At 45.0% G+C, this 24,924-nt stretch carries 20 protein-coding genes and 2 pseudogenes; 10 read left to right on the forward strand and 12 right to left on the reverse strand.

Annotated elements, in window-relative coordinates; all coding sequences use genetic code 11:
- Positions 1-52 precede the first annotated feature (52 nt).
- The 7 genes and pseudogenes from BC351_RS22985 to BC351_RS42395 all read left to right on the forward strand — a co-directional run.
- A complete protein-coding gene (locus BC351_RS22985) occupies positions 53-1,399 on the forward strand; it encodes an ABC transporter substrate-binding protein (RefSeq protein WP_079415316.1) in 1,347 nt (448 codons plus the stop codon).
- A gap of 90 nt (positions 1,400-1,489) precedes the next feature.
- On the forward strand, positions 1,490-2,374 hold the full coding sequence (locus tag BC351_RS22990) for a carbohydrate ABC transporter permease (RefSeq protein ID WP_144028499.1): 885 nt from the start codon (positions 1,490-1,492) through the stop codon (positions 2,372-2,374).
- Complete coding sequence (locus BC351_RS22995; RefSeq protein ID WP_079415320.1) at positions 2,371-3,186, forward strand: carbohydrate ABC transporter permease; 816 nt, start codon at positions 2,371-2,373, stop codon at positions 3,184-3,186. The genes BC351_RS22990 and BC351_RS22995 overlap by 4 nt, the downstream gene beginning before the upstream one ends.
- Before the next feature lie 108 nt (positions 3,187-3,294).
- Positions 3,295-5,052 (forward strand): sensor histidine kinase, encoded by a 1,758-nt coding sequence (locus tag BC351_RS23000; protein WP_079415321.1) that lies wholly within the window; start codon positions 3,295-3,297, stop codon positions 5,050-5,052.
- Entirely contained in the window at positions 5,049-6,671 is a 1,623-nt protein-coding gene (locus BC351_RS23005; RefSeq protein ID WP_079415323.1) for a response regulator transcription factor, read from the forward strand. Before BC351_RS23000 ends, BC351_RS23005 begins: the two co-directional genes overlap by 4 nt.
- A gap of 51 nt (positions 6,672-6,722) precedes the next feature.
- A complete protein-coding gene (gene dgoD, locus BC351_RS23010; RefSeq protein ID WP_079415326.1) occupies positions 6,723-7,871 on the forward strand; it encodes a galactonate dehydratase in 1,149 nt (382 codons plus the stop codon).
- Positions 7,872-7,990: 119 nt separating this feature from the next.
- Positions 7,991-8,161, forward strand: a pseudogene (locus tag BC351_RS42395) (transposase); the annotation flags it as partial.
- A 195-nt stretch (positions 8,162-8,356) separates the two neighbouring features.
- On the opposite strand, the gene BC351_RS23020 reads toward BC351_RS42395, so the two are convergent.
- From BC351_RS23020 to BC351_RS41725, 8 genes and pseudogenes are all read right to left on the reverse strand, one after another.
- Entirely contained in the window at positions 8,357-9,688 is a 1,332-nt protein-coding gene (locus tag BC351_RS23020; protein WP_079415328.1) for an ABC transporter substrate-binding protein, read from the reverse strand.
- Positions 9,689-9,726: 38 nt separating this feature from the next.
- Entirely contained in the window at positions 9,727-10,401 is a 675-nt protein-coding gene (locus BC351_RS23025) for an ABC transporter ATP-binding protein (protein ID WP_079415330.1), read from the reverse strand.
- Positions 10,401-11,639 carry an ABC transporter permease gene (locus BC351_RS23030; protein WP_079415332.1) on the reverse strand — a complete coding sequence of 413 codons (1,239 nt, stop codon included), beginning with the start codon at positions 11,637-11,639 and terminating at the stop codon, positions 10,401-10,403. The genes BC351_RS23025 and BC351_RS23030 overlap by 1 nt, the downstream gene beginning before the upstream one ends.
- Positions 11,640-11,651: 12 nt before the next feature.
- Positions 11,652-12,779 carry an ABC transporter permease gene (locus tag BC351_RS23035; protein WP_079415334.1) on the reverse strand — a complete coding sequence of 376 codons (1,128 nt, stop codon included), beginning with the start codon at positions 12,777-12,779 and terminating at the stop codon, positions 11,652-11,654.
- Between the two features lie 8 nt (positions 12,780-12,787).
- Positions 12,788-13,741 (reverse strand): hypothetical protein, encoded by a 954-nt coding sequence (locus tag BC351_RS23040; protein ID WP_079415336.1) that lies wholly within the window; start codon positions 13,739-13,741, stop codon positions 12,788-12,790.
- Between the two features lie 86 nt (positions 13,742-13,827).
- Positions 13,828-14,226, reverse strand: a complete 399-nt coding sequence (locus tag BC351_RS23045) for a hypothetical protein (RefSeq protein WP_079415338.1) — start codon at positions 14,224-14,226, stop codon at positions 13,828-13,830.
- A gap of 438 nt (positions 14,227-14,664) precedes the next feature.
- Positions 14,665-14,928, reverse strand: coding sequence for a hypothetical protein (locus tag BC351_RS23055; RefSeq protein ID WP_079415342.1), 264 nt, complete (start codon positions 14,926-14,928; stop codon positions 14,665-14,667).
- 164 nt (positions 14,929-15,092) lie between these two features.
- Positions 15,093-15,212 (reverse strand): annotated as a pseudogene (locus tag BC351_RS41725) (DUF72 domain-containing protein); the annotation flags it as partial.
- A gap of 82 nt (positions 15,213-15,294) precedes the next feature.
- Between BC351_RS41725 and BC351_RS23060 the strand changes: the two are divergent.
- A complete protein-coding gene (locus tag BC351_RS23060) occupies positions 15,295-15,843 on the forward strand; it encodes a hypothetical protein (protein WP_079415344.1) in 549 nt (182 codons plus the stop codon).
- A gap of 237 nt (positions 15,844-16,080) precedes the next feature.
- Here the strand turns inward: BC351_RS23060 and BC351_RS23070 are convergent, their stop codons facing one another.
- Genes BC351_RS23070 through BC351_RS23080 form a run of 3 tightly spaced genes read right to left on the reverse strand, consistent with a single transcriptional unit; the run spans position 16,081 to position 21,978 of the window.
- Entirely contained in the window at positions 16,081-18,390 is a 2,310-nt protein-coding gene (locus BC351_RS23070) for a glycoside hydrolase family 95 protein (RefSeq protein ID WP_079415348.1), read from the reverse strand.
- A 12-nt stretch (positions 18,391-18,402) separates the two neighbouring features.
- Complete coding sequence (locus BC351_RS23075; protein WP_079415350.1) at positions 18,403-20,811, reverse strand: glycoside hydrolase family 2 TIM barrel-domain containing protein; 2,409 nt, start codon at positions 20,809-20,811, stop codon at positions 18,403-18,405.
- Positions 20,812-20,823: 12 nt separating this feature from the next.
- On the reverse strand, positions 20,824-21,978 hold the full coding sequence (locus tag BC351_RS23080; RefSeq protein ID WP_144028500.1) for a glycoside hydrolase family 88 protein: 1,155 nt from the start codon (positions 21,976-21,978) through the stop codon (positions 20,824-20,826).
- A 136-nt stretch (positions 21,979-22,114) separates the two neighbouring features.
- Between BC351_RS23080 and BC351_RS23085 the strand changes: the two genes are divergently transcribed.
- Together BC351_RS23085 and BC351_RS23090 are read left to right on the forward strand one after the other, a co-directional pair.
- Positions 22,115-22,981: an AraC family transcriptional regulator gene (locus BC351_RS23085; RefSeq protein WP_079415354.1), complete on the forward strand. Its 867-nt coding sequence runs from the start codon at positions 22,115-22,117 to the stop codon at positions 22,979-22,981.
- A gap of 7 nt (positions 22,982-22,988) precedes the next feature.
- Entirely contained in the window at positions 22,989-24,134 is a 1,146-nt protein-coding gene (locus BC351_RS23090; protein ID WP_079415356.1) for a winged helix DNA-binding domain-containing protein, read from the forward strand.
- A gap of 78 nt (positions 24,135-24,212) precedes the next feature.
- Here the strand turns inward: BC351_RS23090 and BC351_RS23095 are convergent, their stop codons facing one another.
- Positions 24,213-24,860: a hypothetical protein gene (locus BC351_RS23095; RefSeq protein WP_079415358.1), complete on the reverse strand. Its 648-nt coding sequence runs from the start codon at positions 24,858-24,860 to the stop codon at positions 24,213-24,215.
- Between the last annotated feature and the right edge of the window lie 64 nt (positions 24,861-24,924).

Consider the following 24,924-nt stretch of genomic DNA (forward strand, 5'->3'; position numbering starts at 1 on the left):
CTTAGAGATGTAAACACAACCATTTCAAAGTACTTGGGAGGTCACATACGAGATGAAAAAATCATTCAAACAATGGATTGGCGTCGGCACAACGTTCGTCATGGCTGCAACAGTGATCGCAGGATGCGGCAATACATCCAATCAGACCGGGCAATCGACAACAGCGCCAAGCGCTGCCGCAACAGCGAATGCGAAACCCTTCGCAGGCAAAACGATTTCCTTAGTAACGGCCAACCATCCATGGGCAGAAGCCATCAAGCCTTTGCTGCCTGATTTTGAGAAGGAAACCGGCATCAAAGTGAATGTTGAAAGCTTTTTCGAAGATCAGCTCACACAGAAGCTAACTGTACAATTCACTTCCGGATCTGCAACGCCTGACGTCTTTATGTATCGCCCTCTGCAAGAAGGCAAGCTTTTCTACAAAAACGGCTGGGTTCAACCTCTTGACGACTTCGCCCAAAAAGCGAAAGATTACGACTTCAACGATTTCTCCAAATCCGCTATTGGTTCAACGACGGTAGATGCCAAATTAGCAGGTATCCCGATTATTACCGAGCAAGAGATTTTGTATTATCGGAAAGATTTGCTGCAGAAGGCAGGCATTGCTGTTCCCAAAACATTAGACGAGCTTACCGCGGCGGTCAAAAAGCTGCATGACCCCAAAAATGAGATGTATGGATTCGTAGCCAGGGGCCAGCGTTCACCTCTCGTTACACAGGTTTCTTCTTTCTTGTATTCCGAGGGTGCAGACTTCACGACTGGCGACAAAGCCAGCATCAATACACCTGAAGCGCTCAAGGCCTTTACAACCTACGGCACTTTATTAAAAGATTATGCGCCTCCAGGCGTTCTGAATATGTCTTGGCCGCAAGCTTTCGGCATCTTTGCACAAGGCAAAGTCGCTTTCTTAACGGATGCGAACTCTCTCTACCAGAATGCCACTGATCCGGCGAAGTCCAAAGTCTCTGATCAAGTCGGTTTTGCCGTGTTCCCTGGCGGTAAAGCAGGTTCCAAGCCATACAGCATTACATCTTGGGGACTTGCCATGAATGCCAAATCCGCCAATAAAGATGCGACTTGGGCGTTCATTCAATGGGCTACAAGCAAAGATGTTGTGTTGAAAACACAGCAAAAAGGCAATCCTGGCGCCCGTGCTTCCGTATGGGATAAACCGGAAGGCACAACCGGCTTCCCGGCTGAACTCGTGCCAATCATCAAGGAAAGCTCCAAAACAGGCGTTGACCACGACCGCCCTACGGTTATTAGTGTAGGCGAAGCGCGTGATGCAGTTGGCGAAATCGTTCAGAAGGTCATGACGGGTGAAACGAATCTTCAACCTGTTGCGGATAAAGCCAACCAAGCGCTGCAAACGATTATGGACAAAGATAAAACAAGATAATGCTGGATTATACGGGTGAAAAGGGGTCATCTTATGGCCCCTTTCCTCTTTCATACGGCACCAATTAGCATCAGGAAGGGTGAATGCAGCGTGCAATACAGTTGGTTTAACCGCAACTTAAAATGGATTTATACACTACCCGCCGTCATCTTCGTCTTGCTGATGATGTTATTTCCGATCATCTATACCGTTCGGATCAGTTTCTATGAATGGAGCATGTCCGCAACAACGCCCCCCCTTTGGGTAGGCTTATCGAATTACATCGCCTTAATCAAAGATGAACGCTTCTGGCATGCTGCCGGTTCTACCTTTTACTTCACCTTCGCAGCACTTGCCCTTGAAGTGATTCTTGGCATCGCGATCGCCTTGCTGCTTTCCAGGGAATTTCGCGGGAAAAACCTCGTAAAGACCGTTTTCCTTCTTCCTATGGTAGCAACGCCTGTAGCTATGGGCTTGGTCTGGATGCTGATCTACGAGCCTACAATTGGGGTAGCCAACATGATGCTCAAAGCATTTGGTTTGCAGCCGCTTCTCTGGCTCGCTTCTCCCAATCAAGTCATCCCTTCGTTAGTTATCGTCGATGTCTGGGAATGGACGCCTATGATTGCGCTCATTATTATGGCGGGTTTAGCCACTCTGCCAACAGACCCTTATGAAGCTGCGGATGTTGATGGGGCAAGTACTTGGAGAAAGTTTGTTTCCATCACGCTTCCCTTGCTGCGTCCAACCATTATTGTTGCAGCTATGCTGCGTTTGATTGATGTCTTGAAAACCTTCGATATCATCTATGCGACAACGCAAGGCGGACCGAACTTCGCTTCTGAGACTTTGAATCTATATGGTTATGTGCTCGGCTTCCAATACTTTAAGCTGGGAATGGCTTCCTCGCTGCTTGTTATTTTCTTCGCCCTTGTTATGGGACTAACTTTATTTATGATTTGGATGCGCAAACGAATGGAGGGAGCTGCATCATGAAGAAAAAGAAAGGGCCGCGAATTGCCCAAACGCTGCTCACCTTCCTAGTCCTAATCGTATTCGCTTTCCCCTTCGTTTGGATGCTGCTTGCTTCCTTTAAGACGCAATCACAAATCTTGTCGACAGGCCAGCTGTTTATCTTTAAACCGACGTTTCATAATTATGTCAGCGTGTTTAAGGAATATGATTTCATGAAATTCATCTGGAACAGCTTTCTGGTTGCTTTTGGATCAACCTTGCTGTCTCTTATTTTAGGACTGCCTGCTGCTTATGCGATTGCCCGGCATCACCTGCATAAGTTAGGTCTTCTCATCTTAGTTGCGAGAATTATTCCTGGGATTACTTTCTTGATCCCATGGTTCATCTTGTTCTCCAAGATTCATTTGGTGGATACGTATACAGCCCTTATTCTTAGCCATATGCTTGTTGGATTGCCTTTTATTATCTGGATTATGATCTCCTTTTTTGAAGCTCTGCCAACTGAGATTGAGGAGTCAGGGCTAATCGACGGCTGCACGCATCATCAGGTTTTCTTGCGGATTATTTTGCCCATCTCCGGGCCTGGTGTTATTACGGCATCCCTGCTGTCTTTTATCTTCTCGTGGAACAACTTCATGTTCTCGGTGATTCTAGCCGGCGACAAAACAAAGACGCTTCCGATTGCCGTATTTAACTTCATGTCGTATTCCGAAATCAACTGGGGCGCCTTGATGGCAGCCGCTTGCATCATCACACTTCCGGTTCTCATCATCGCATTAGTTTCTCAGCGTTATGTGGTAAGCGGACTTTCCGCCGGTGCTGTTAAAGGTTAACAGCGAGAATAGCTTATATGGGAGCCACTGCCTTTCATTTGGATGTTATCTCTCGTATATTAATTTCTAAGTTGGTTAGCTTAGCAGATACGTGGAAGGTGACATCCTATGCCCTATAAACTGAATATTTTCAGCAAAATCTTAATTTTGTTAGTTCTGCTCCTTATTCCTATCGTCTTGCTCTACAGCTATACAAATCATATTACGAACAACGTTGTTCAGGATCAGATTCAATCTTCCAACTTGAACCAGCTGTCCTTTTTTATGCACCAGTTGGATGGGGATGTTGAGCGGTTAGCCATGTCTCCCGTGATCTTGGGAAGTGATCCCTATGTGCGTGAGTATATAGATAGGAACGATTCTCCCAGTTATGACATGCTGAAGGAGCAATCCCGCATGATCCAGAAGCTTAGCCTGCAAAGCGTCTCCAGCGGGTGGGTGAATGAACTCACTATTGCCATTCCCAAAGGGAAGCAAGTGTTGTCATCCAGTATTTTCGTAAATGGCACGGATACTTGGCCATGGCATAGGAAGATTCAGCGAACATGGACGTATGAGGTACGGGAGAGCGATAAAGGTGTCGGATCGTTCATCAGAGAAATCAGTGAGCCTATTCGTGCACAGACTGTGGATCAAACAAATGTGCTGTATCAAGTAAGATTTAGTGTTCAGAATATGGTTCAGCTGCTGGATGTTTATAAGAAAGATAAACGAAGCGATCCTTTCCTAGTAGATGGCGGGCAAGGGTCTATTCTCAACAGCTCTTCAGATCCAGCCATAACCGCTTCTATCAAAGAGCAATTAATCGGATCTGATTTACCGCTTTCGGGGCAAATGCAGACTCAAATCAATCAACAGCAGTATTTGGTCAGTTATGTGAAATCAACGCAATTAGGCTGGTATTTGGTTGATTATGTGCCGGTTCAGAAGATCCTGTCTCCCATCACCATGACCCGCAAATTATTTTACATCACGATCGGACTCCTGCTCGTCATGAGTGTGTTAGCTTCTTTCTTACTGTACCGAAATGTACAGATTCCTATCGGCAAAATGATCCAAAGTGTACAGAAGGTGAAACGAGGCGACTTATCTGCACGAATCGATTATAAAGCCAAAAATGAGTTTGATTTCCTGATTCAACGTTTTAATGAAATGGCCACGCAAATTCAAGTTCTGGTCGAAGACGTGTATGCAGAGAAGATACGCTCGCGCGAAGCCACTTTGAAACAGCTCCAATCGCAAATCCACCCGCATTTTCTGTACAATTCCCTATTCTTCATTATCAACTCGGCGGAGATGGATGATAAGGAATCGGTGGTGGCCATGTCGCAAAATTTGGCCGAGTTTTATCGCTATACCACAAGGGTTGAGAAGCAGGCAGTAAGATTGCAGGATGAGCTGAATTTAGTCGTTCACTATTTAAACATTCAGCAGCTTCGTATTCATCGACTGACCTATGAGATCGCCATTCCGAATGAGATGCTGGACGAATCCGTGCCTAGACTGATTCTCCAGCCGCTCGTGGAGAACGCCATCATTCATGGCATTGAGCGCAGTTTGGAAAGCGATCATATTGCAATCAAAGGGGAGCAGGATGCGGAGTGGAACCGTGTCATTGTCGAAGATAATGGCCGTGGACTCAGCCAAGAAGTGTTAACCAAGCTGGCGAAGCAGCTTGAGCAGCCGATGTCTGATGACATTGGCTGTGGCACATGGAACGTTCATCACCGGTTGTTTTATCAATTTGGCGAAGGATCCGGACTTACTTTTCAAATAGGGGAAAAAGGGGGCATGAAGGCCGTGTTGACTTGGAAGCGAGATACGCAGCAGGAAGCCCTTCCTGCTATCCAGGAGAGTAGACCATGATTCAACTTCTTATTGTTGATGATGAAGCGCATGTGGTGGACCGGCTACATGCCACGATCGATTGGGCATCTCTTGGTATTGAGCAAATTTTCAAAGCTTATTCGGGACAAGAAGCCTTGGAACTGCTCGAGCAATTTTCCATTGATATTGTCATTACAGATATTCAAATGCCCGGTATCACAGGCCTGCAGCTGATTGCCGAAATTAACCATAGATGGCAGAAAACCAAGTGCATTCTCTTATCGGGTTATTCGGATTTCAGCTACGCCAAAGAAGCTATCCTTCAAGGTACTGAGGACTATCTGCTTAAGCCCGTCACCGAGAAGGACTTGCTGGCTACAGTTGGTCGAGTGATGGATAAGCTTCAAAAGGAATGGCAGGAAGTCTTTTCTTCGCAGCGGCTTGCCTATACGTTCAAAGAAAATCTGCCTCTGCTGCGAGGGAATTTGCTGAATGATCTCCTGCAGGGCCGTAAACTATCCGGGCTCTCTCTTCGAGAGAAAATGCATATGCTGGAACTGCCGGACTTTCATGATCAAGCCTGCGTATGCATGATGATTCGGCTTGAATCCGATTTCCTTGAATACGATATGGGGCGTCTATCTTTAATGGAATATGCCATCAGCAACATGGTTGAGGAGCTATTCGCAGAGAAATTCGACAGCTGGCCTACGAAAGATGCCCATGATTATTTAGTTTTTATGATGAAACGGAAGCCGGTAGCTTCTGAGAAGGAAGACCCTGCTTGGCTTGAACGAACAGCAGCTGTCCTCCAGTCCGCTGTAAATAACTATTTGAAGGGTAAAATCTCCATTTTACTCAGCAGTTGGGGAGAGTTTCCCGCTGATATCACAACCCTGTACAACGCTTCGTTAAGTGCCTTTCGCAAGCGAATTGGCAGTGAGCATGAATTGTTGATGGTGCTTGGCGATGAATCCGCCCAGACGGAGCTTTCGGCTTTGCAAAGACTATATGAGCCCCCTACGCTCAACCATCTTCTCGAGGCAGCCCGCTGGGAGGATACGGAAGAGAAGCTTTCCTTGATTTTCGACGAAATGGAAGCGAAATTTTCTGAGTCGCAGGAACATCTCCTAGAAGTTTACTTCTCTGTCGCGTCTGCGTTTGCTTATATTGCTCATAAGAATGGCCGACCCTTGCACCAGCTTATTGGCGGCGATTATGAGAAAATGACCGAAGGCATCCCCTTTCGCAGCGTGAACCAACTGCGTGATTGGTCCATCCGCTCCCTGCATCGCATGAGGGAGGATATGGATCAAGAGAGAAAAGATAGCCGCGTCTCGCTCATTAATGACATCCGATCCTTCATTGAGCAGCATCTTGCCAGCGATGTCTCCTTGCAATCCATAGCCGATCACGTATATCTCCATCCTGTTTACGTATCTAAGATCTATAAGCTGGAAACCGGCGAGAACTTAAGCGATTATGTCAATCGAGTACGTATGGATAAAGCAGCCTATGTACTGAAAAATGGTCACGACAAAATTTATGAAATCGCTACACGACTGGGCTATCAGCGTCCACATTCCTTTAATCATGCTTTCAAAAAGCATTACGGAATGACCCCGCAGGAATATCGCGATCAATATTCGCAGCGGTAAAGGGAGTCAGTCCGTTGTAAACTATGGTAGATACAGGAGAGGATGAATACCATGAAAATTACGAAGTTAGAGCTGTTTAAGGTGCCGCCAAGATGGTTGTTTTTGAAAATTGAAACGGATGAAGGCATCACAGGCTGGGGGGAACCTGTCGTTGAGGGGAAGGCGGATACCGTTGCAGCGGCTGTGATGGAAATGAGCGACCAGATCATCGGGAAAGATCCGATGCGCATCGAGGATATGTTCCAAGTGCTGTACCGTGGCGGATTTTATCGCGGGGGCCCGATTCTTTCGAGTGCAATCTCTGGTATTGAACAGGCCTTATGGGACATTAAAGGCAAGTTTTACAATGCCCCTGTTTACGATTTATTAGGCGGTGCCTGCCGTGACCGTACACGTGTCTATTCCTGGATTGGCGGAGACCGCCCGAGCGATGTAGGCCAAGCTGCCAAACTGCAAGTTGAGGCCGGCTTCACCGCGGTGAAAATGAACGCTACCGAAGAAATGCACTACATTGATTCCATCCGCAAAGTAGATGAAGCTATTGCTCGTATCGCAGCCGTGCGCGAAGCTGTTGGCAAAGACGTCGGGATCGGCATCGACTTCCACGGGCGCGTTCATAAATCCATGGCCAAAATCATCGTCAAGGAACTCGAACCCTATCGTCCGATGTTCATTGAAGAACCTGTTTTGCCTGAAAATAATGAAGCGCTGAAAGAAATCGCCCGCTACACCTCCTGCCCCATCGCGACCGGGGAGCGCATGTACACGCGTTGGGGCTTCAAAGAGCTATTAGCACAAGGCATCGTCGACATCATCCAACCCGATCTTTCCCATGCTGGAGGTATCCTGGAAACTCGCAAAATCGCCGCCATGGCCGAAGCCTACGACATTGCTATCGCACCGCATTGTCCACTAGGGCCTATCGCGCTAGCTTCCTGTCTACAGCTGGATACCTGCTCCCCGAACGCCTTCATTCAGGAGCAAAGTCTAGGCATTCATTACAATCAAGGCAGCGATTTGCTCGACTATTTGAAAGATCCTTCTGTGTTCCAATATGAAGAAGGCTTCGTGAAGAATCTAACCGCTCCCGGTCTAGGGATCGAGATCAACGAAGAGAAAGTCCGCGAAATGGCAGCCATTGGGCACAATTGGAAAAATCCCGTTTGGCGTCAAGCGGACGGCACCGTGGCCGAGTGGTAGGAAAGCACTTCTACATTGCATAAACCAGAGCCTGTCCATGCATGCTTGTGGTGTGAACAATCTATACGGAAGTTCTCATCACAAGCTCATGGGGAAGCTTTGCAGCCTGAAACGCAACCGAACGCACCAGCGTTGAAAGATGCAACTCCAGAATGAAAACCTATCTTACTGCAGACTACATGTATGTCTGGGGTATCCAGAAAGTGATGATTCACCAGTATCTGAATGCCATCGTGCTGCTCGTCTCCCCGTTTTCTGTTGCTTGTAGAAAGAAACAAGTAGCAGCTTAAAAAATTGCAAAACGTAAAATTTCTGCAGGTCTGCCCATTTTTAGAGTCGAGCCACTCATTAAGCTTTGATTGCTATTAGATCCTGCTGTCTGTTAGCCAAAAACGGATTTATGCAAAATGCCTATTTAGGTAAACTTCTCCATTGATTCTTTGAATTTTAACTGATTTAGCAGAAATGGGGAGATATTACTAATGCTATTTATTCGAACGCAGTAGTATGTTACCTTCATTACTCCATTCTTCTAGTGCATCTTTTAGAGGCTTGTTAGAAAGGAAAACTTCATCCATTTTTTCCCTTCCAATTTCAAAAGTCGCGCCTATATCCCTGTTTTCAAATACAATCCTATCATTAAATGGATTGGAGGGGGGAGTCATTTTAAAAAATGCGTCAATATTATAAGTTTCTTTAGTGGAGATATATTTCTTCCGTGATACTAATTTATTTGTATTTTTGGATTTTAAACTTGCCCATTCATCACCGTTAATTAGTTTAATAAATTGCCATGCATTCTCAGTGTTAATTGCTGAACTATTAATTGCCATCATTGTGCTTAATGCTAAGCTTCCACCTACTCCAGGTTCCTCATTGTGAGAGGGAACCGTTACAACATCCCATTCAAATTCTTTATTGTTTTCTACTGATTTCATAAACTCAGTTAGCTCATTATAGGATGATATTGACATAGCTACTTTCTGAGATTCAAATAAATTCTCTGTTGTAGCACTAATGTTTGTAGCAGGCGGAGGTATCACTTTATTTTTGCAAAGTGACAAAATCACACTCCACGTTTTTAACCATGCTTCCGTGTTCACAGTCATATGTGATCCATTCTCGTCAAATATTCTCAAATTCAGCGGACTCATATAATTGTAGATACTACTGTAAAAGAGATTATTCGACCCTTTCATATTGAATGTAAACCCGAACCGTTCGTGCTGACCGTCATGTATAGCCAACTGGCTTGCAAGCGAAAAGATTTCCTCCCACGTCATATTATCTTTAGGAAATGGAATATGTGCATCTGAAAATATTTTTTTGTTGTATATTAACGCGGTGGATTGAAAAGTAGGAGAAAGTGCGTAAATTTGATTATTTCCTAGCCTTTTTATGCCATTTATTACTGTTGGTACTATACCAGATATGTCAAACTTATCTCTATTAATGAAACTATCCATTGCAAGAAACAGATTTTTATTTACAAGAGCAGGGAAGAAGTTAGAGTCTAACAAAATAACATCAACAGAGTTATTTTTTGTTAGTACATTGGTAATTACATCCAGAGGATTTTTATTTGGGCCTTCCAACATATCTTTTGTTAGTAATGGAATAAGCTCAATTTTTATAGAAGGAAATTTGCTTTCGAAAAGTTCCACATATTGTGTTCTATAATAATCTTCCTCTCCTAAATTTAAATAACCAATATGTAATTCACCAGAATGTTTAGATTGTGTATCTGATGATGAACAGCCTGCCTGAAAACATACTATTAATACAAGCAGGCTGACCATACACTTATATAGTTTCATTTGACTTCACTTCCTCTTCTTTGATACATTCCGCTGCTTTATATATTAGCTACTATTTCACCATCGACTATTTTTACTATTCTATTACACTGTGAGGATACTTCATGATCATGTGTCACAATAATAATTGTACTCCCAGCATCAACTAGATTTTTTAAAAGCCCGAGTACATGTCGACCTGTGTTTTGATCAAGGGCTCCTGTAGGTTCATCAGCCAGAATAATAGATGGAGTTCCTACCAGGGCTCGAGCTATTGCAACTCTTTGCTGCTGTCCACCAGATAATTGGTGTGGGTACTTTTTTGCTTGGCTTTCCATACCTACCAACTTTATAACATTTAAAGCCATTTCTTTACGATCTGACTTTCGAATTTTCCTATATTGTAGAGGTAGTTGGACGTTCTCGAGTACATTATAAGTAGATAACAAGATATTGTGTTGAAATATAAATCCAATTTCCCTATTTCTTAATTGAGCTAATTGAGACCTTGAAAGTTGTTGGGGCGAAACACTATTTAATGTATATTTACCCTCACTTTGTACATCTAAACAACCAAGTATATTTAACAGTGATGATTTTCCTGAGCCTGAAGGTCCCGTAATTGCAACCATTTCTCCTTGCTCAACGCTCATATGAATATTTTTTAATGCATAAGTCAAGTTCTCACAATTCCTATAAATCTTGCTTAAGTTTTGAACTTCAATTAGTGCCATTAGGATTCACCTCTTAACATATTAACGGGTTTATCTTTAAATGCTTTCATTAGCGGGGGGGCAGATACACTTATAGTCAAGAAAAAAATAATAATGATGGAATAGGTAATTGCTTTCCCTTGAAATTTATGTATACCTGGAATGTGAACAACTTCAATTAGTAAGTACGTTATACCTATTGCAGTAACAGCTGATATTCCTATTAACAAAGCAGACTCACTGAAAACAAGGAGTATAATAGAAATTGGAGATGCGCCTAATGCTTGTCTGATAGCGAATTCTTTTCGTCGCTTAGTAACACTATATAATTGCATACCAATAAGTCCAATAAATGAGAGAGAAATCAACACAACTGAGAGAGCCAATGAAAGCAATATTGGACCTTTCCTCAAGTTCTTTAAAAGTTCTAATTGTTCTTTTATCGTGCTGATACTCCCTGTTACTTGCAGTTGCTTCATTTTTTCTTGTGTAATTGATTTGAATTTATCGAAGTCGTTGATATTATTCAGTGTAACCAATACATTTGTTGATATTCTATCCAATAATTGATTTCCGTATAGTTGCTCCTCTTGAATAGGTGCGATAAAAAATGCATCGCTTTCCAAAATTGCACCGTCTAATGATGTTGTACCACCATTCCAAAACACTTGATTTTGTTGCAAAACTCCAATAACTACAAATTTTTTGAATACGATTGTCATTTGACGATCGTCGGGTACACCACTAGATAATATTGAGCCAATAGGAAACTGAAGGGATAAATTATGACTTATTAGAATGGGTATTTCCTCTGTAGGCGTGTCTTTGATATCATTTTGTTCCAGCGTTCTTCCGCTAGAGACTGGAAAGACCTCCGATTGTAGATACAATCTATCAACATAACCAATCTTTATTCTCCCTGTATTTGAATCGGGGGCATTTAAGTACGGGTTATTTAATAGTTCTTTAAAAGGGGCATCTTGGACTAAAAAGCTTCCAACATTTTTAACGTATGGATTACTACATAGTGACGAGTAATACTCGTTTAATTTATCCGTACCTGGTGACTCGATACTTTTTATGACTGGGCGTACGGTATCTAGTGAAGATAATTTAAGCACACTGGAATTAAGTTGTTCATTTGCAAATATATAATTAAATCCAAAGAATAGGCATAAGAATCCCACAAGCAACTGGAAAATACTAAGTACAGGTTGAATCCCTTGCTTAAATAACGTGTTTTTCACAAAGGTAAACATAATTGATCCCTCCTACCTCTTATTAAGAATTTCGCTCGGCTCCATTTTAAGCGATAAGCGAAGTGGTCCTATCAAGGTTGTTAATCCACACAGCATAGCTACCGCAGTAGAAGAAATCCAGTTTAGATACGTAACTCGTATATTTATATTGAAGTTTTTTTCGAAATCGAGATAGTTTAACAGAAGTATTTGTATAACTATTGCTATAGTTGAAGCAATAAAACTTAGCAAAAAAATTTCTTTTGCAATTAATAGGATAATATCTCTGTCTGTAGCTCCAACAGACCTCCTGATCCCAATTTCTTTTCGACGATCTACAGTCCAAGCCAATGTTAAATTAACGACGTTGACAATGGCGACGAAAAGAATAAGTCCCGACAATACGATTGTGGCGACGATGCTGTTTCGTAGTTGATCCGAATAATCATCTGTATTTAATTTTCCATATTGATTTTTTAGTAATGGATACTTTTTTTCGAATTCGGAAATAAGTTTGAGTACAGTATCATCAGGAGATCCCTTCGTTTCTCGTATCATAAACTGAAAAGACGATTGTTGGGTATTCCGCAATGTTTCTGGTAGTGAATCGAGGGTAATAATAGTGCCTTTGTCCCAAGGTGTTACATACTCTTTATTCCCCATTTTTCCTATGATTGAATAAGTTAAGTTGTTTATTTCAATTGAATTGCTACTTAACAAAAGGGGAGGCACATCTAATAAAACTTGTTTTCCTATAATAACGTTATATTTTTCTTGTAACATCTCTTTAGTTGATATATGGCTTCCGTTAATCAAAGGAAACTTCCAATGAGATGTTTTATTAAATATTCCTGCATATAGAGGATAGGGTTTCCCATTTATGATAGATGTGGTTATTTTAACTAGTATGTCTGCATGTTCAGACTGACTAATAAGAGGATCAACCAATTCATTTAAATTAATTAACCCATTATGTAGAGTAATATCTAGTATTCTAATATGTTCTACTTCACTTGTTGAAAATACTTTATGTTTGGCCCAAGTTTCGTTAATGATACTTACTCCAAAAGATAATATTAAAATTCCAATAACATATCCAATCAGTAACAACAGTACTCCTAATGGATGTGATCTCCATGCAACGGTGAAATCTTTTATCATAAGATTTTTCACTCTACTTTCAATGTAAATCGATGAGAAGTATACGTGCTTATATCTTGGAAAAATCCATCATCTAACTGCTTGAATGGATTGGGTGTCATATATGCAGCTATCTCATATTCTCCTGGTTGTGTTGGGGCCTTAAATGTTATAGGTGTGTACATTGATTCGTTTTTTGGGATTCGGAAGAAAAGAAATGCCTTTTCATCGAAAGCTTTTATTTGTTTCCAATCAACTGTTAGCCAAACGACATATTCTTCATTTGGCGTGCCGCCACCACGCAATGCAAGTTCAATCATGCCCCCACTTTTTGCTGTAATTAATTTTTGTGGTGTAAGGAATTTCTCTTTTTGATTTCTATCTTGATTAATAAGTAACCCGGAATATGTATTTTGCTTGAACGTATCCTTAATAATTTCAGGTGTTAATGCGATCCCGGTTTGTTTGTTTGCATTTAGTCTCAAATTAAATCGTCCTGAGATTCCGAATGAATCAGTCACTACATCCAAAGCGGATGCATGTTTGTCGGATCCAGCGATTATAGAAAAAGTTAGAGCATGGGTTCCTTCTGCTAGGTCATCTGTAGAAAATTCCAGCGGAATTAATATAGATTTATCTTGTTCTAGAGTAAATTGATAAGCGTATTCATTTAATCCATTTGTGTCTGCTTTAAATGGGATTTGCTGATAGTTTAAATATACTAAAAGAGAGAAAGTACTTGTTCTACCAGAACTGTTCATAAACATTATCTTATGATTAAAAGTGCTCCCTTGTGTCATATCTATAATATAACTTTGATGAAGTTGATCATTAGGAGTGTACACCTGTAAAGCATATCCTTTCATATTTACGTTTGTCTGTGAAACGCTTGATGTAGAAGCGGAGCCATTTTTGAATAAAAATAGAAGTGTGGTTAGGGTTATAAGTACTAGAATTATTGAGTAGATACGAATTAAACGCAAATATTAACACTTCCTTTAGAGAAATAAATTAAAACAGTAACTTATACATAGGTATAAGTTACTGTTTATTTCGAAAACATTAAATACTAAAAATAATAATATGTTGAAGCATACCAATAGCCATATTTGCTGTCGGTAAACTCATGTCCGCCATCAAATTTGACATTAGTAGATGAATAAGTGTTTGCATATTGTGTGCCAGTCTCTATCTGAGTTGTATTTGTACCGGTGCTTGTTTTAGAGTCGGTAGTGCCGTCCGAATTCGTAACTTTAACAGTAGCCTTCAATTGGTAGCTTTGCAGTGATGCAGTATTTCTGGCATAACCATTAGGATTTAGAAAATTACCAATTATAAGTTCAGCTTTCAGGTCGAAACCCTTTAAATTGGTTGTTTTTTCTGTATCTTTATTCACCGCTGCAAATGCAGAACTAGTGAAGCTCAAGCAAAGTACAGCTGTTAGCAGAATAGCGGCTTTCTTTTTCAATGCTAAATCAACTCCTGTAATATAATGGGATTTGGCCAAATCACTAGAATCACTCTACCATAATAAGGAAAATATTTCAATTACCATTTTTAAAATAAAATTGGGATTTTTTGATTATATTTATTTAACTACCTTCCAATGAAATAAATCCGCGAAGAGTACAATTCTTCCGTAAGTTATCTAAAAGTTGTTTTTAAGCGACTTTTTTTCATAAACAAAATTAACACTATCTGAACTAAACAAAGCGCGTTTCAGTCTTGTTAATTTATGTCTTGATTCAAGTGCCCAATTTATCTTATCAGCCCGAAACTCCGTACATTGGAACGATTCTTTAATCTCGTCAAGTTCATAATATTTCTCACGAGTCTCTAATTGTTTTTCATGAAACCTATCAATCTGTGTTTTTAAGAAATTACTTTTGGAATCCACTCGGACGCCCTAAATCTTCTCCTCACGTAATACGGCATTGAGTGATCCCCCAGGTAATTTCAAAATTGTCATTACTTCAGACCTATGATAATAATTTTCTAAGTTTATACTCAATTTCTCTTTCAATAATTCGATGTGCTGACGCTTATAGAAAACCCGAGCTATTGTAAAGGTAACCGAAGTAACTATTCCTTTTTTTACTGCCGCAGCTAGTTGTAGTCCTGTCAATCCATACTTGTTATAAGCGTCCTCCCTTGAAATAAAGTCATCCAAAAATTGATTCAAGCTCCTTCGACTTATAAAATAAATCTGGTTGTTTACAAATTAACCCATATAATAAAATCTGTGCTCAATGCAAAGTTCGCATTGAGCACAGATAAATTAAGACTTCCACCCCACTTAACTCACATTAATTTAATAACAACCCACCGTCCCCATATGGCATAAAAAGAGCTATCCAGCTCCACAATGGGAAAGTGTGCGCCGTACTCTCTCAGCTTTCCCTTGCTGCCGCCCAGCTCATGGTCCCCCCAACCGGCTAGACCGATGTTAATCATCATAAATCCTCCTCCCAAATTTCATCTATTTCTCAGAAAAGTAAGATATATTATTCCTATCTTGACAAAGGAGGGGATCACAATGCAACTCTTTAACTCATTAACAAAAAAAATGTCATGGATCCCTCAGAAAGAACGTATATGGGTACTAGTTGCAATATCGGCATCCTTCCTGCTTGTAGTATGGCAATTATGGAGCCTGCTGCATCTTCCAACCGCTGCTTTGCACGACCGCCGATTCGAGCACACGTTTAAAAATTACGGCTCGAATGCAAGATTGGCGCTGTTTTTCGTGCTGGCCAATTATGTGCTGGCTGCTATTATCAAACAACGTGTATGGGATCGATGGAGTTACTTGAAAAAGGGGATCGTCACTTTGCTTCGGTACGTAAAACGATGGCATACCCCTGCTGCTATAATTGCGATCTCCCTAATTGTCCTTCATGTTGTCGCCGTCTTCCTGTATGGATTTAAATGGGACTTCAATAATATCAGCGGGCTCCTTGCGCTCCTGGTCCTGCTCCCGGTGCCAGTTTCCGGCTTGTTTCGCTACAAACGAATAGACCGCAAGTGGCATATGCGGTCCGGCTTGGCCTTTGCTGTGTTATTTTTGATTCATGCTTTCTTATAAGCAGAAGCGTCGGGGAAATTCCTTTATGAGCCTTGGTCCACTGCTTAACCCATGCGTGGATTCTGCATGCCAGGAAGTGTCTGACTGGATAATTTCTTCGCGTGCTGAGACGGCCTTTTGGCAGGCTCTGGGCACTTTTGCGGGGACTATGCCTGCTTCCCCAGCCGAGACGGCCCCTTCCACCCAAAAAAGAAGCAAGCCTGCTAAATATCCAGCAGGCTTGCCTCCATATCTACTCTAGCCAACAACTTGATAAATCTTGCCGCTCTGCACCTTGAAGCTCGTTAGCAATCCTCCGCCGGAGCTCGCGATCTCTTGTCCATCCACCATCACGACAACTGGTGATTGGGTGCGCACGGTACAAATGCCATCCCCTGCTGCATGGATTGCTGCTTCGGTTAATTGTCCCTTGTTCCAAGCTAGATCCACTTCGTAGCCACCGCGCGCTCTTAATCCTTTGATGTAGCCAGTCTCCCAGACACTCGGCAAGGCTGGCAGCAGGTTAAGCTCGCCCATGTGGCTCTGAAGCAGCATCTCGGCAATGCCCGCTGTCGCTCCAAAGTTTCCATCAATCTGGAAAGGCGGATGCGCATCAAATAAATTCACATACGTGGATTTCTCAAACAGATTCATCACATAAGCGAAAGCAGAGTCCCCATCGCCTAGACGGGCGAACATGTTGATAATCCAAGCGCAGCTCCAGCCCGTATGGCCTCCGCCGTTATCAAGCCTTCGACGCAAAGTCAGCTTCGCTGCTTCAGCCAGCTTCGGTGTCGCATGAAGGTCAATCTGATTGCCAGGATGAAGCGCAAATAAGTGGGAGATATGCCGATGGCCCGGATCAACCTCTTCATAATCCTCGCGCCATTCCATCAGCTGGCCATTGGCTCCTACCTGAGGCTGCGGAAGTTTCCCCATTCGCTCAGACAACTGATCGCGGAAGTCTGCATCGCATTGCAATAGTTGGCTGCTTTGGATACATGCTTCAAATAAGGCATGCACAATTTGCGTATCCATAGACGGCCCCATACATAGCGCACCTTTACCGCCGTTTGGCAGAAGGAAGCTGTTTTCAGGGGAAATGGAAGGTCCTGTAACCCAAGTTCCATCAGGAGCTTCTGTCAGATAGTCCACAAAAAATTCTGCTGCTTCTTTCAAAATGGGGTAAGCCCGCTCGCGCAGAAAGTCCTCATCCTTGGTATAGGCATAATGCTCCCATACATGCAGGCTGAGCCAAGCGGCTCCCATCGGCCAGATTACACTGGTCGGCAAAATCCCTTCCGGTCTGGTTTCGGCCCAAATGTTTGTATTATGGTGAGCGACAAACCCGCCGCAGCCATAAAGCGTTCTTGCCGTTATTCGCCCCTTGATCCGCATCCTGTCAATGAGCTCGAACAACGGTTCATGGCATTCGGATAATCCGCATACCTCGACAGGCCAATAGTTCATTTGTGTATTGATATTAATCGTATATTTAGACTCCCACGGTGGGGTAAAGCTTTCATTCCAGATCCCCTGTAGATTGGATGGGAGGCTGCCGGGACGGGAACTGGCAATCGTCAAATAACGGCCATACTGAAAATACAACTCCGTCAGCATTCTTCCATGCTCCTGACTGCCTCCTTCAACGGCCTTCAGCAGCTCATCAGTTGGAATAGACGCTGCTGCCTCCACCGAAGAAGACAAACCAAACTGTACGCGTTGGTACAAGGAACAGTAATCCTCTATATGCCTTTGCTTCAATTCCGAGTAGGTATAGGCTGAGGCCTTTTGAAGCTGCAACAAGCTTGCTGCCTTCGGATCGGGCTCGCGGAAGGAACTATTTGCGGCAAACAGCAGGGTCACTTCGGAAGCGCCTTCCACGGAAATGAAATCACCAATCGTCTGTATGACTCCGTCAGCAGCTGTTGCCTTCAGGATACCGGAGAAGGTCACGCCATCCTTGCCGCATTCCCCGTTCATGACAACACTGTCTGTGGAAAGCGCATAACTCTCCCCTTCAAAAGGGCGCCGATTCAAATTCACACTGAAGGTAAGACCGCCCGGCTTGCTGCAAGTCAAATGAATCGACATAACCTGATCGGGATAGCTTGTAAATAGTTCCCGGCTATAGCTTGTATCGCCAACCTTGAAGGTTGTCCGTGCTACGCCTGTTTGCAAGTCCAACTCACGATGATAGGAATGAACTTCCCCTTGAAGATCACTGAAAAATAGCTTCATCTCCCCAAGAGGCTGATACGGATTATAGTATTTCGGCGAAGAAAACAGGGACATTCGTGCTAGATACGTTGCCTTCTGCACATCGCCGTCAAAAAGCAGCTTGCGAATTTCCGGGAGATATTGCGGTGCGTCCGGATTTTCACCTTCCTTTGGCCCACCATACCAGATCGAATCCTCGTTAAGCTGAATTTTCTCCTCCGCAACGCTGCCGAAAATCATTCCGCCTAAACGACCGTTGCCAATCGGCAAGGCATCCGACCACTGACTCGCTGGCTGGCGGTACCATAATTTCAGATGTTGAGTTTCCTCAGAATTATGATTTCCCATAAATCCCCCTCGTCAAATTAATTGGCCATATTTAGGAAGCATCACCATTGCAGTCTTCAAGCCATCAGAGGTAACCGCTGCACTTCCTTCAGCATCTTCCCGACATTCAACATAAATCCCTGCCCGCCCGTTAGCTAGCTGAACATACCGGCTTCCAAGCGCAGTGCCAAGGTTATCCAGCAATCGCCCTTCTCCGGATACGGAAAAACGAACGAAATTGGACGCATCAGGACAGTAGACCTGATTCACGTCGTAAGCTTTGGCCTCTAAGAACACCTTATTTTCCGATAGCCTAGTAGCTGTGAGCTGCAAATTGTTGGGCGAGAGCCATTTCTCCACTTGATATTCCCAGCTTACCTCATCCATGACCACTACATCATCTTTGCGGGCAACGACCTTCAGGCGGTTGACTCCTTCGGAAAGCTCAATATCCCAACGAAGACCCGCACAAGGGAAATTCTGCGAATCCCTCAATTTGATGCCTTGGCTGACCCCATCCACGAACAATTCTGCCTCCGGACAGTTGGAATACACACGCACCCGCTTCTTCTCGCCAGGCTGACCCCATCGGACGTTCCACGAGTGTCCATAGATTCTCACCATCGGCTCTTTGCTCCAATAGGATTGGAAAACGTAGAAGGCATCTTTCTTCGTAAAATCCCGCTCTACTACGCCCTTTTGATTGACGTAGGGGACAGGATTATCCGGACGGACTGGTGTAGAGAAATCCTTGAACACCCATTGAGCCGTACCCGTCAACCACTCCATGGTTTCCTGTGACTTCAGATGCCAATCCACAAGATCGCAGAAATACGTTTCCGACCAGTCTCCCAGAACAGATACCCTCGGCTCTCCCCCAGACATCAGGAAGTCGCCGTCACGCTCCTCTGCGGTTGATCCTTCCGTTATATCTCTGAACCCGGTATACGGCTTCTCGACATGCCGTCCAGCCATATTGTCCGCGCCCCATTCCATATGGAAGAATCGGTCGGTATTCTCGAACTCATTGCGGCTGTACGTTTCATATTGAGTATAAATGCCACGATACCAACCTGCCCAAATCGATGGCGAGTACACGTCTACAATATCTTTGCAAAACTCACAACGACGAATAGCGGTTACACGCTGAGGATCGTGTTCATGTGCATAATCATGAAGCTCCTTCATGAACGAGCGGATTGCATCTTTATCAAAATAAGTGAAGTCGCCTTCCCAATCGTTTTCATTCCCTAATCCCCACAGGATAATTGAAGGATGATTATAATGCTGATCAATCATCGCTTCCAGCATATCCTTGCTTTGCTTCTGATAGTCCTGATTGCCAAGGCCACCCCTGCACCAAGGAATCTCCTCCCAGACGAGCAAACCCAACTCATCGCATAAGTCCAAGGCCAATGCGGACTGTTGATAGTGGCCCAACCGGACAAAATTGGCCCCCATCTCTTTAATCAACAGCAGTTCGGTGCGAATCATTTCATCCGTCATGGCGCCGCCTACACCGGCATGATCCTCATGGCGCTGAGTACCGTTCAGCAGCAGCCTTTTGCCATTCAGCGTAAAAGGACCCTTTTTCATAAATTCAAAGTAACGGACACCAAAACGCTCCGTCAGTTCAGTTGCCCCATGAACGCTTTCAAGGAGAACGGTGCATGTATATAAAGCCGGATGGTCAGGCCCCCATAAAGCAGGAGTCTGAATCACCTTCAGGGCTGTCTCTCTCATCCCCTGCCAAGGCTCACAAATCTCTTCAACACGAGCTATTTCTTGACCTTGCGGATTTCGTAAAAGCGTAGTTATCTTCAACTTCTCCGCAGAGTTCATTGGGTTATATAGTCTGGCGTTCACCTGAATTCGGGCCTGTTGCTCAGAAACCTCGCTAACCTTAACATGGACCCGATCCAAAGAGATCTGGGGCACATACATCAGATGCACATTCCTGTACAGGCCTCCGTACAAATTAAAATCGCTGATATCTGAGGGTATCGTTTGCAGATCACGGGAATTATCCGCTTCAACAGCAAGCGGCGTACATGCATGGTAAAGCGGATTCCCCTTCACACGCTCCGAGGCTTCTGTGATATCTACGCAAAATTCATCGTAGCCCCCAACATGTCTATGGATCAGCTCATCAAACACATAGATCGCTGCCTTTTGCCCTACGCCTTCGAAGCGAAGCCGTGTCCGGCCTCCGGGATACGGATTTCTAAGCTCGAGCTTATGGCGATACCAGCCCGGTCCTTGATAATATTTCACATCGGGATCGACGGTGTCTGCGCTGTTATAACAATGAGGAAGCGTGACCGTTTCCCAGGGTAAATGATAAAAGCTGTTCGGCAGCTTTTCTTCGCGCCAGACTTCCCAAGCGCCCCCCAAGCTGCCTTTATAATGCTCCCAGCCTTCTACAAGCTTGATCGATTTCATGATGACCCTCCGTTAAAAAATTCTGTTTTTCCAGCCAAGCAGCTTGGCCAGCGTCTCTACATAGTAGTAATCACCATAGATGAGCGATACATCGATATTGGAATCGGCAGGCTTGTTGCCAGTGCCGCAAGTAAGAATAGCTTCGTAATCAGGTTTGTCCCACACCCCATAGTGGCGAGTGAGTCCAAGCATGATTCTCTCCGCTGCTTCCCGATAAGGACGACCTTGCACAGGAGGCAGCGCATCTGCCAGCTCCAGCAAGCCCGAAGCCGCACAGGAGCCTGCGGAAGTATCACGCGGTTCGTCCACAAGCGACTCTGCCGCACGGAAGTCCCAATGAGGGACGGAATCCTCTGGCAGCATCGCTAGGAAATAATGAGCTACCCGTTGAGCTGCATGCAAATACTTCTTATCTTGGGTATAACGGTAGGTATTCGCCATGCCGTGCAGCGCCCAAGCAGCTCCTCGGCTCCAACTAGAATCCGGTCCAGCTCCCTGACCGCCAAGTGATTCGATAACCTCACCTGTATAAGGATCAAAGCTTACTATATGATTAACGGAACCGTCTGGACGTATAAAATGCTCCACAACGGTATCGGCATGAGCTCTGGCAATCATGTCAAATCGCGGGTCCTTGATTTCCTCGGCTGCCCAGAATAGAAGAGAGAGATTCATGGAGCTATCCACGATGGACCAACCAGTTTTATCTTGATTCCAAGCGCGCAGGAACTTGCCAGCCATGTTATAACGTCCCGCCAAGAAATTGGCAGCTGCCAAGCCGCGTCTTCGGCCCGCTTGATCCCCGGTCAGCTTATATTTCACGACAGCGGTAGGCAAATATTGAAAACCGACATCATGATGAAAATTATTGTCCTGAACGGATTTTTGCTCAAATCGCTCATCCCAGCTCCAAGCTTTCTCGCGGTAATGCGGCTTTCCTGTCAGATCGTACATAATCCACAAGATGCCCGGCCAAAAGCCCGCAGTCCACCAATCGTGACGCATATCATCGTATTTACCTGTATCAGGAGGAGCCACATGCGGCGATTTGTCACCGATCTGAATGATCATTTGGTCCACCTTAGCTTGCATCGCTTCCCACAGCGACGGCATGATTTCCTGCCAAGTCCCCTCTTGCAATCGCTTACTCAATTCCTTATTATTCATCCTCATAGCCTCCTCGGATTAACTGCTCCATATAAGATTCTTCTTACAGGATAGCTTAACAAATCCAGAAGCCTTTATGTTTGGTCTGGTTATGATAAAATGTTGTTATATTACGATTTTCCAATGAGGTTCTTCCATGAAAATTCTCAATTACTTAAATTTGAACCAGCACCCGATACAGTGCTCTTATAGCTTCGACCGAACGCATGATTTCAAAGAAATCTATCACGCTCATCAAGGCATGGAACTGCTGTACGTTCACGAAGGACAAATCAGGGTCATCATGAACCAACAGATTTTCGACTTAAAGCCCGGCGATTTGGTGTATTTCCAGCCTTTCCAGCTTCACCGCATTCAATTGAAGCTGGAAGATGATTCCCGTTATGTGCGAACCTTATTCGTATTTGAGCCGTCAGCGATTGAACGTTATGTGGCTCCGTTTCCTGCGCTGCTCGCTTTTTTCCATCGACTGTGGAAAGAACCTTTGCATATGCAGGTATTCACACATCTGCCTCAGGAACTAACGCTCCGCAAGCTGAACGACTTCAAGAATCGAATGGACCATGCTTCAACAGAGCAGCTTCTGGAAGAACAGGCGTTATGTCTGCTTGAGCTGCTTCACCACCTCAAAGCCTTTGAGGACACTTCGCTGCAGTCCCCGCCGCCGAACAGGCCCAGCTCCTTCGTTGCCAAACAAGTGATGGAATGGCTGGAAGAGCATTACAGCGATGATTTCCAATTGAATCAATTAGCCAAAGCGATTCATCTTTCACCGAATTATGTATCCGCTGTCTTCCGGCAAACGATTGGTACAACCATTACCGAATACTTGACCGCCCTCCGAATCCGTCAGGCTTGCTGGCTGCTCAAGACCAGCAGTTTGAGCATAGAGGAGATCGGCCGTTCTATCGGCTTGCACAACGCTTCCTACTTTTCTCAAATGTTCAAGAAGCACGTCGGCCTTAGTCCCTACCGTTACAAGAATATCTCCTCCAAAGGATAGTGCTGCGATGACCATTTCGAAATCAAGATCAACCGGACAGACACCAAGCCAGCCCTTGAGCGCGCGCGCCCTTAACCGGGCCCTTCTCGCTCGGCAATTGCTCTTAAGCCGCTCGGACCTGTCCGTCCGCGAAGCGGTCCGGCATCTCGTCGGCCTGCAGGCACAGGCTCCCAACCCGCCCTACGTGGCGTTGTGGGCTCGACTGCGGCAGTTCCGGCATGAGGAGCTGTCTGCGCACCTCATGGAGAGAAGCATGGTACGCATCGCTCTCATGCGCTCCACCCTCCACCTCATCACGGCAGACGACTGCGTGACGCTGCGCCCGCTCCTGCAGTCGGTGCAGGAGCGAGGCTTGAAGGGCTCGTTCGGCAAGAAGCTTGCCGGACTGGACCTGGATGCGCTCGCCGCTGCGGGGCGAGCGCTGCTGGAGGCGCAGCCGCTCACCTTCAGTGAGCTCGGCAAGCGCCTCCAAGCCCTGTGGCCGCATGGCGACGCCACAGCGCTATCCCAAGCGGTGCGCTGCCGCTTGCCGCTTGTTCAGGTGCCGCCGCGCGGCATCTGGGGCGTCAGCGGACAAGCCGCCCACACGACCGCGGAGGCGTGGCTGGACCGCCCGCTGGCGGAAGATCCAGACCTGGAAGCCATGCTGCTGCGCTACCTGGCGGCTTTCGGACCTGCATCTGTCAAGGATATGCAGGTCTGGTCCGGCTTGACTCGGCTGCGCGAGGTCGTCGAGCGGCTGCGCCCCAGCCTGCTCGCTTTCCGCGACGAGCAAGGAAATGAGCTGTTCGACCTTCCGGGTGCCCCTCGGCCGGACCCGGCAACCCCGGCTCCGATGCGCTTCTTATCGGAGTTCGACAACATGCTCCTGTCTTACGACGATCGCAGCCGCATTCTGCAAGATGACGATAAGCATCTGGTCTTCACAGACAATGGCATCATTCGCGCCACTCTGCTGGTGGATGGCTTCGTCTGCGGCATTTGGTCCGTGACACAGAAGCGCAAAGCGGCGGATTTAAACATTTCGCTTTTCCGCCCCATCTCGGAGGAGCAGTTGAATAGCCTCCGAGAAGAAGCAGGGCTGCTATTCAATTTTGTTGCCCCTGATGCGGAAACGAGGGATATTCACCTCACCTATTCCCGAAATTTCTGAACATCCCCTTCATCCTCAGCCTGCAAACACAAACAAACCCCAAGGCTGCCCTTGAGGTTTGTTCCTGTATGCCTATAATTACTTTTGGGCTTTCTTGTCCCATTTTGCTTTCAAAGCACTTTCGACTTCAGCGAATACTTGCTCTGTCGTTTTGCCATCAGTAGCAATACCCAGCTTCGCAGCCTTCTTGTTCACAGCCGCCGCCTTCTTCGCATCATGGCCTGCTTTCAACGCTGCGCGAATCTCTTTGGCTGTCAGTCCGTCTGCAGCAATCCCCGCTTTGGTCGCTTTGTCTTTCAGCTTCGTCAACGCCGCTGCTTTCAGATCCGCTTTGATTTCCTTGTTCGTTTTACCTTCCGTGCTAATTCCCTGCTTCGTGGCTTGTTCTTGCAGCTTCGCTTGAACCACGGCTTGGATATCAGCCTTCAACTGCTCAGTAGTTTTCCCGTCTGTGCTAATACCCAGCTTCGCAGCCGCTTTATTCAAGCGCTCTGTGTTCTTGGCAGCAAGCGCAGCTTTGATCTCTGTTTTAATTTGTTTGTTGGTTTTGCCTTCCGTGGTAATCCCAAGTGCTTGCGCTCTATCTTGCAGCAGCTGCTTCAGCGGGTGAATAGTGCTGGCTGTTGAGGCAGTGGTACTCCCTTGAGTTTCCTCGGCAAATGCTGCCACTGGAACGGATAAAGCAATAGCACCTAACAACGCTAGACTTGTTAATTTTTTCAACATAAGTATTCACTCCTCAAATGGTTTCGTCTATAACTTTCCTTACGAACCTTATCTTAGTCAATAG

This window comes from Paenibacillus ferrarius (assembly GCF_002027705.1).
GTDB lineage: Bacteria > Bacillota > Bacilli > Paenibacillales > NBRC-103111 > Paenibacillus_E > Paenibacillus_E ferrarius.

What these genes read in the sequence shown, in the direction of transcription:
- BC351_RS22985 (WP_079415316.1), top strand. Translation starts at nt 53, where the DNA reads ATGAAAAAATCATTCAAACAATGGATTGGCGTCGGCACAACGTTCGTC.
- BC351_RS22995 (WP_079415320.1), top strand. Translation starts at nt 2,371, where the DNA reads ATGAAGAAAAAGAAAGGGCCGCGAATTGCCCAAACGCTGCTCACCTTC.
- BC351_RS23000 (WP_079415321.1), top strand. Translation starts at nt 3,295, where the DNA reads ATGCCCTATAAACTGAATATTTTCAGCAAAATCTTAATTTTGTTAGTT.
- BC351_RS23005 (WP_079415323.1), top strand. Translation starts at nt 5,049, where the DNA reads ATGATTCAACTTCTTATTGTTGATGATGAAGCGCATGTGGTGGACCGG.
- dgoD (WP_079415326.1), top strand. Translation starts at nt 6,723, where the DNA reads ATGAAAATTACGAAGTTAGAGCTGTTTAAGGTGCCGCCAAGATGGTTG.
- BC351_RS23020 (WP_079415328.1), bottom strand. Translation starts at nt 9,688, where the DNA reads ATGAAACTATATAAGTGTATGGTCAGCCTGCTTGTATTAATAGTATGT.
- BC351_RS23025 (WP_079415330.1), bottom strand. Translation starts at nt 10,401, where the DNA reads ATGGCACTAATTGAAGTTCAAAACTTAAGCAAGATTTATAGGAATTGT.
- BC351_RS23030 (WP_079415332.1), bottom strand. Translation starts at nt 11,639, where the DNA reads ATGTTTACCTTTGTGAAAAACACGTTATTTAAGCAAGGGATTCAACCT.
- BC351_RS23035 (WP_079415334.1), bottom strand. Translation starts at nt 12,779, where the DNA reads ATGATAAAAGATTTCACCGTTGCATGGAGATCACATCCATTAGGAGTA.
- BC351_RS23060 (WP_079415344.1), top strand. Translation starts at nt 15,295, where the DNA reads ATGCAACTCTTTAACTCATTAACAAAAAAAATGTCATGGATCCCTCAG.
- BC351_RS23070 (WP_079415348.1), bottom strand. Translation starts at nt 18,390, where the DNA reads ATGGGAAATCATAATTCTGAGGAAACTCAACATCTGAAATTATGGTAC.
- BC351_RS23075 (WP_079415350.1), bottom strand. Translation starts at nt 20,811, where the DNA reads ATGAAATCGATCAAGCTTGTAGAAGGCTGGGAGCATTATAAAGGCAGC.
- BC351_RS23080 (WP_144028500.1), bottom strand. Translation starts at nt 21,978, where the DNA reads ATGAATAATAAGGAATTGAGTAAGCGATTGCAAGAGGGGACTTGGCAG.
- BC351_RS23085 (WP_079415354.1), top strand. Translation starts at nt 22,115, where the DNA reads ATGAAAATTCTCAATTACTTAAATTTGAACCAGCACCCGATACAGTGC.
- BC351_RS23090 (WP_079415356.1), top strand. Translation starts at nt 22,989, where the DNA reads ATGACCATTTCGAAATCAAGATCAACCGGACAGACACCAAGCCAGCCC.
- BC351_RS23095 (WP_079415358.1), bottom strand. Translation starts at nt 24,860, where the DNA reads ATGTTGAAAAAATTAACAAGTCTAGCGTTGTTAGGTGCTATTGCTTTA.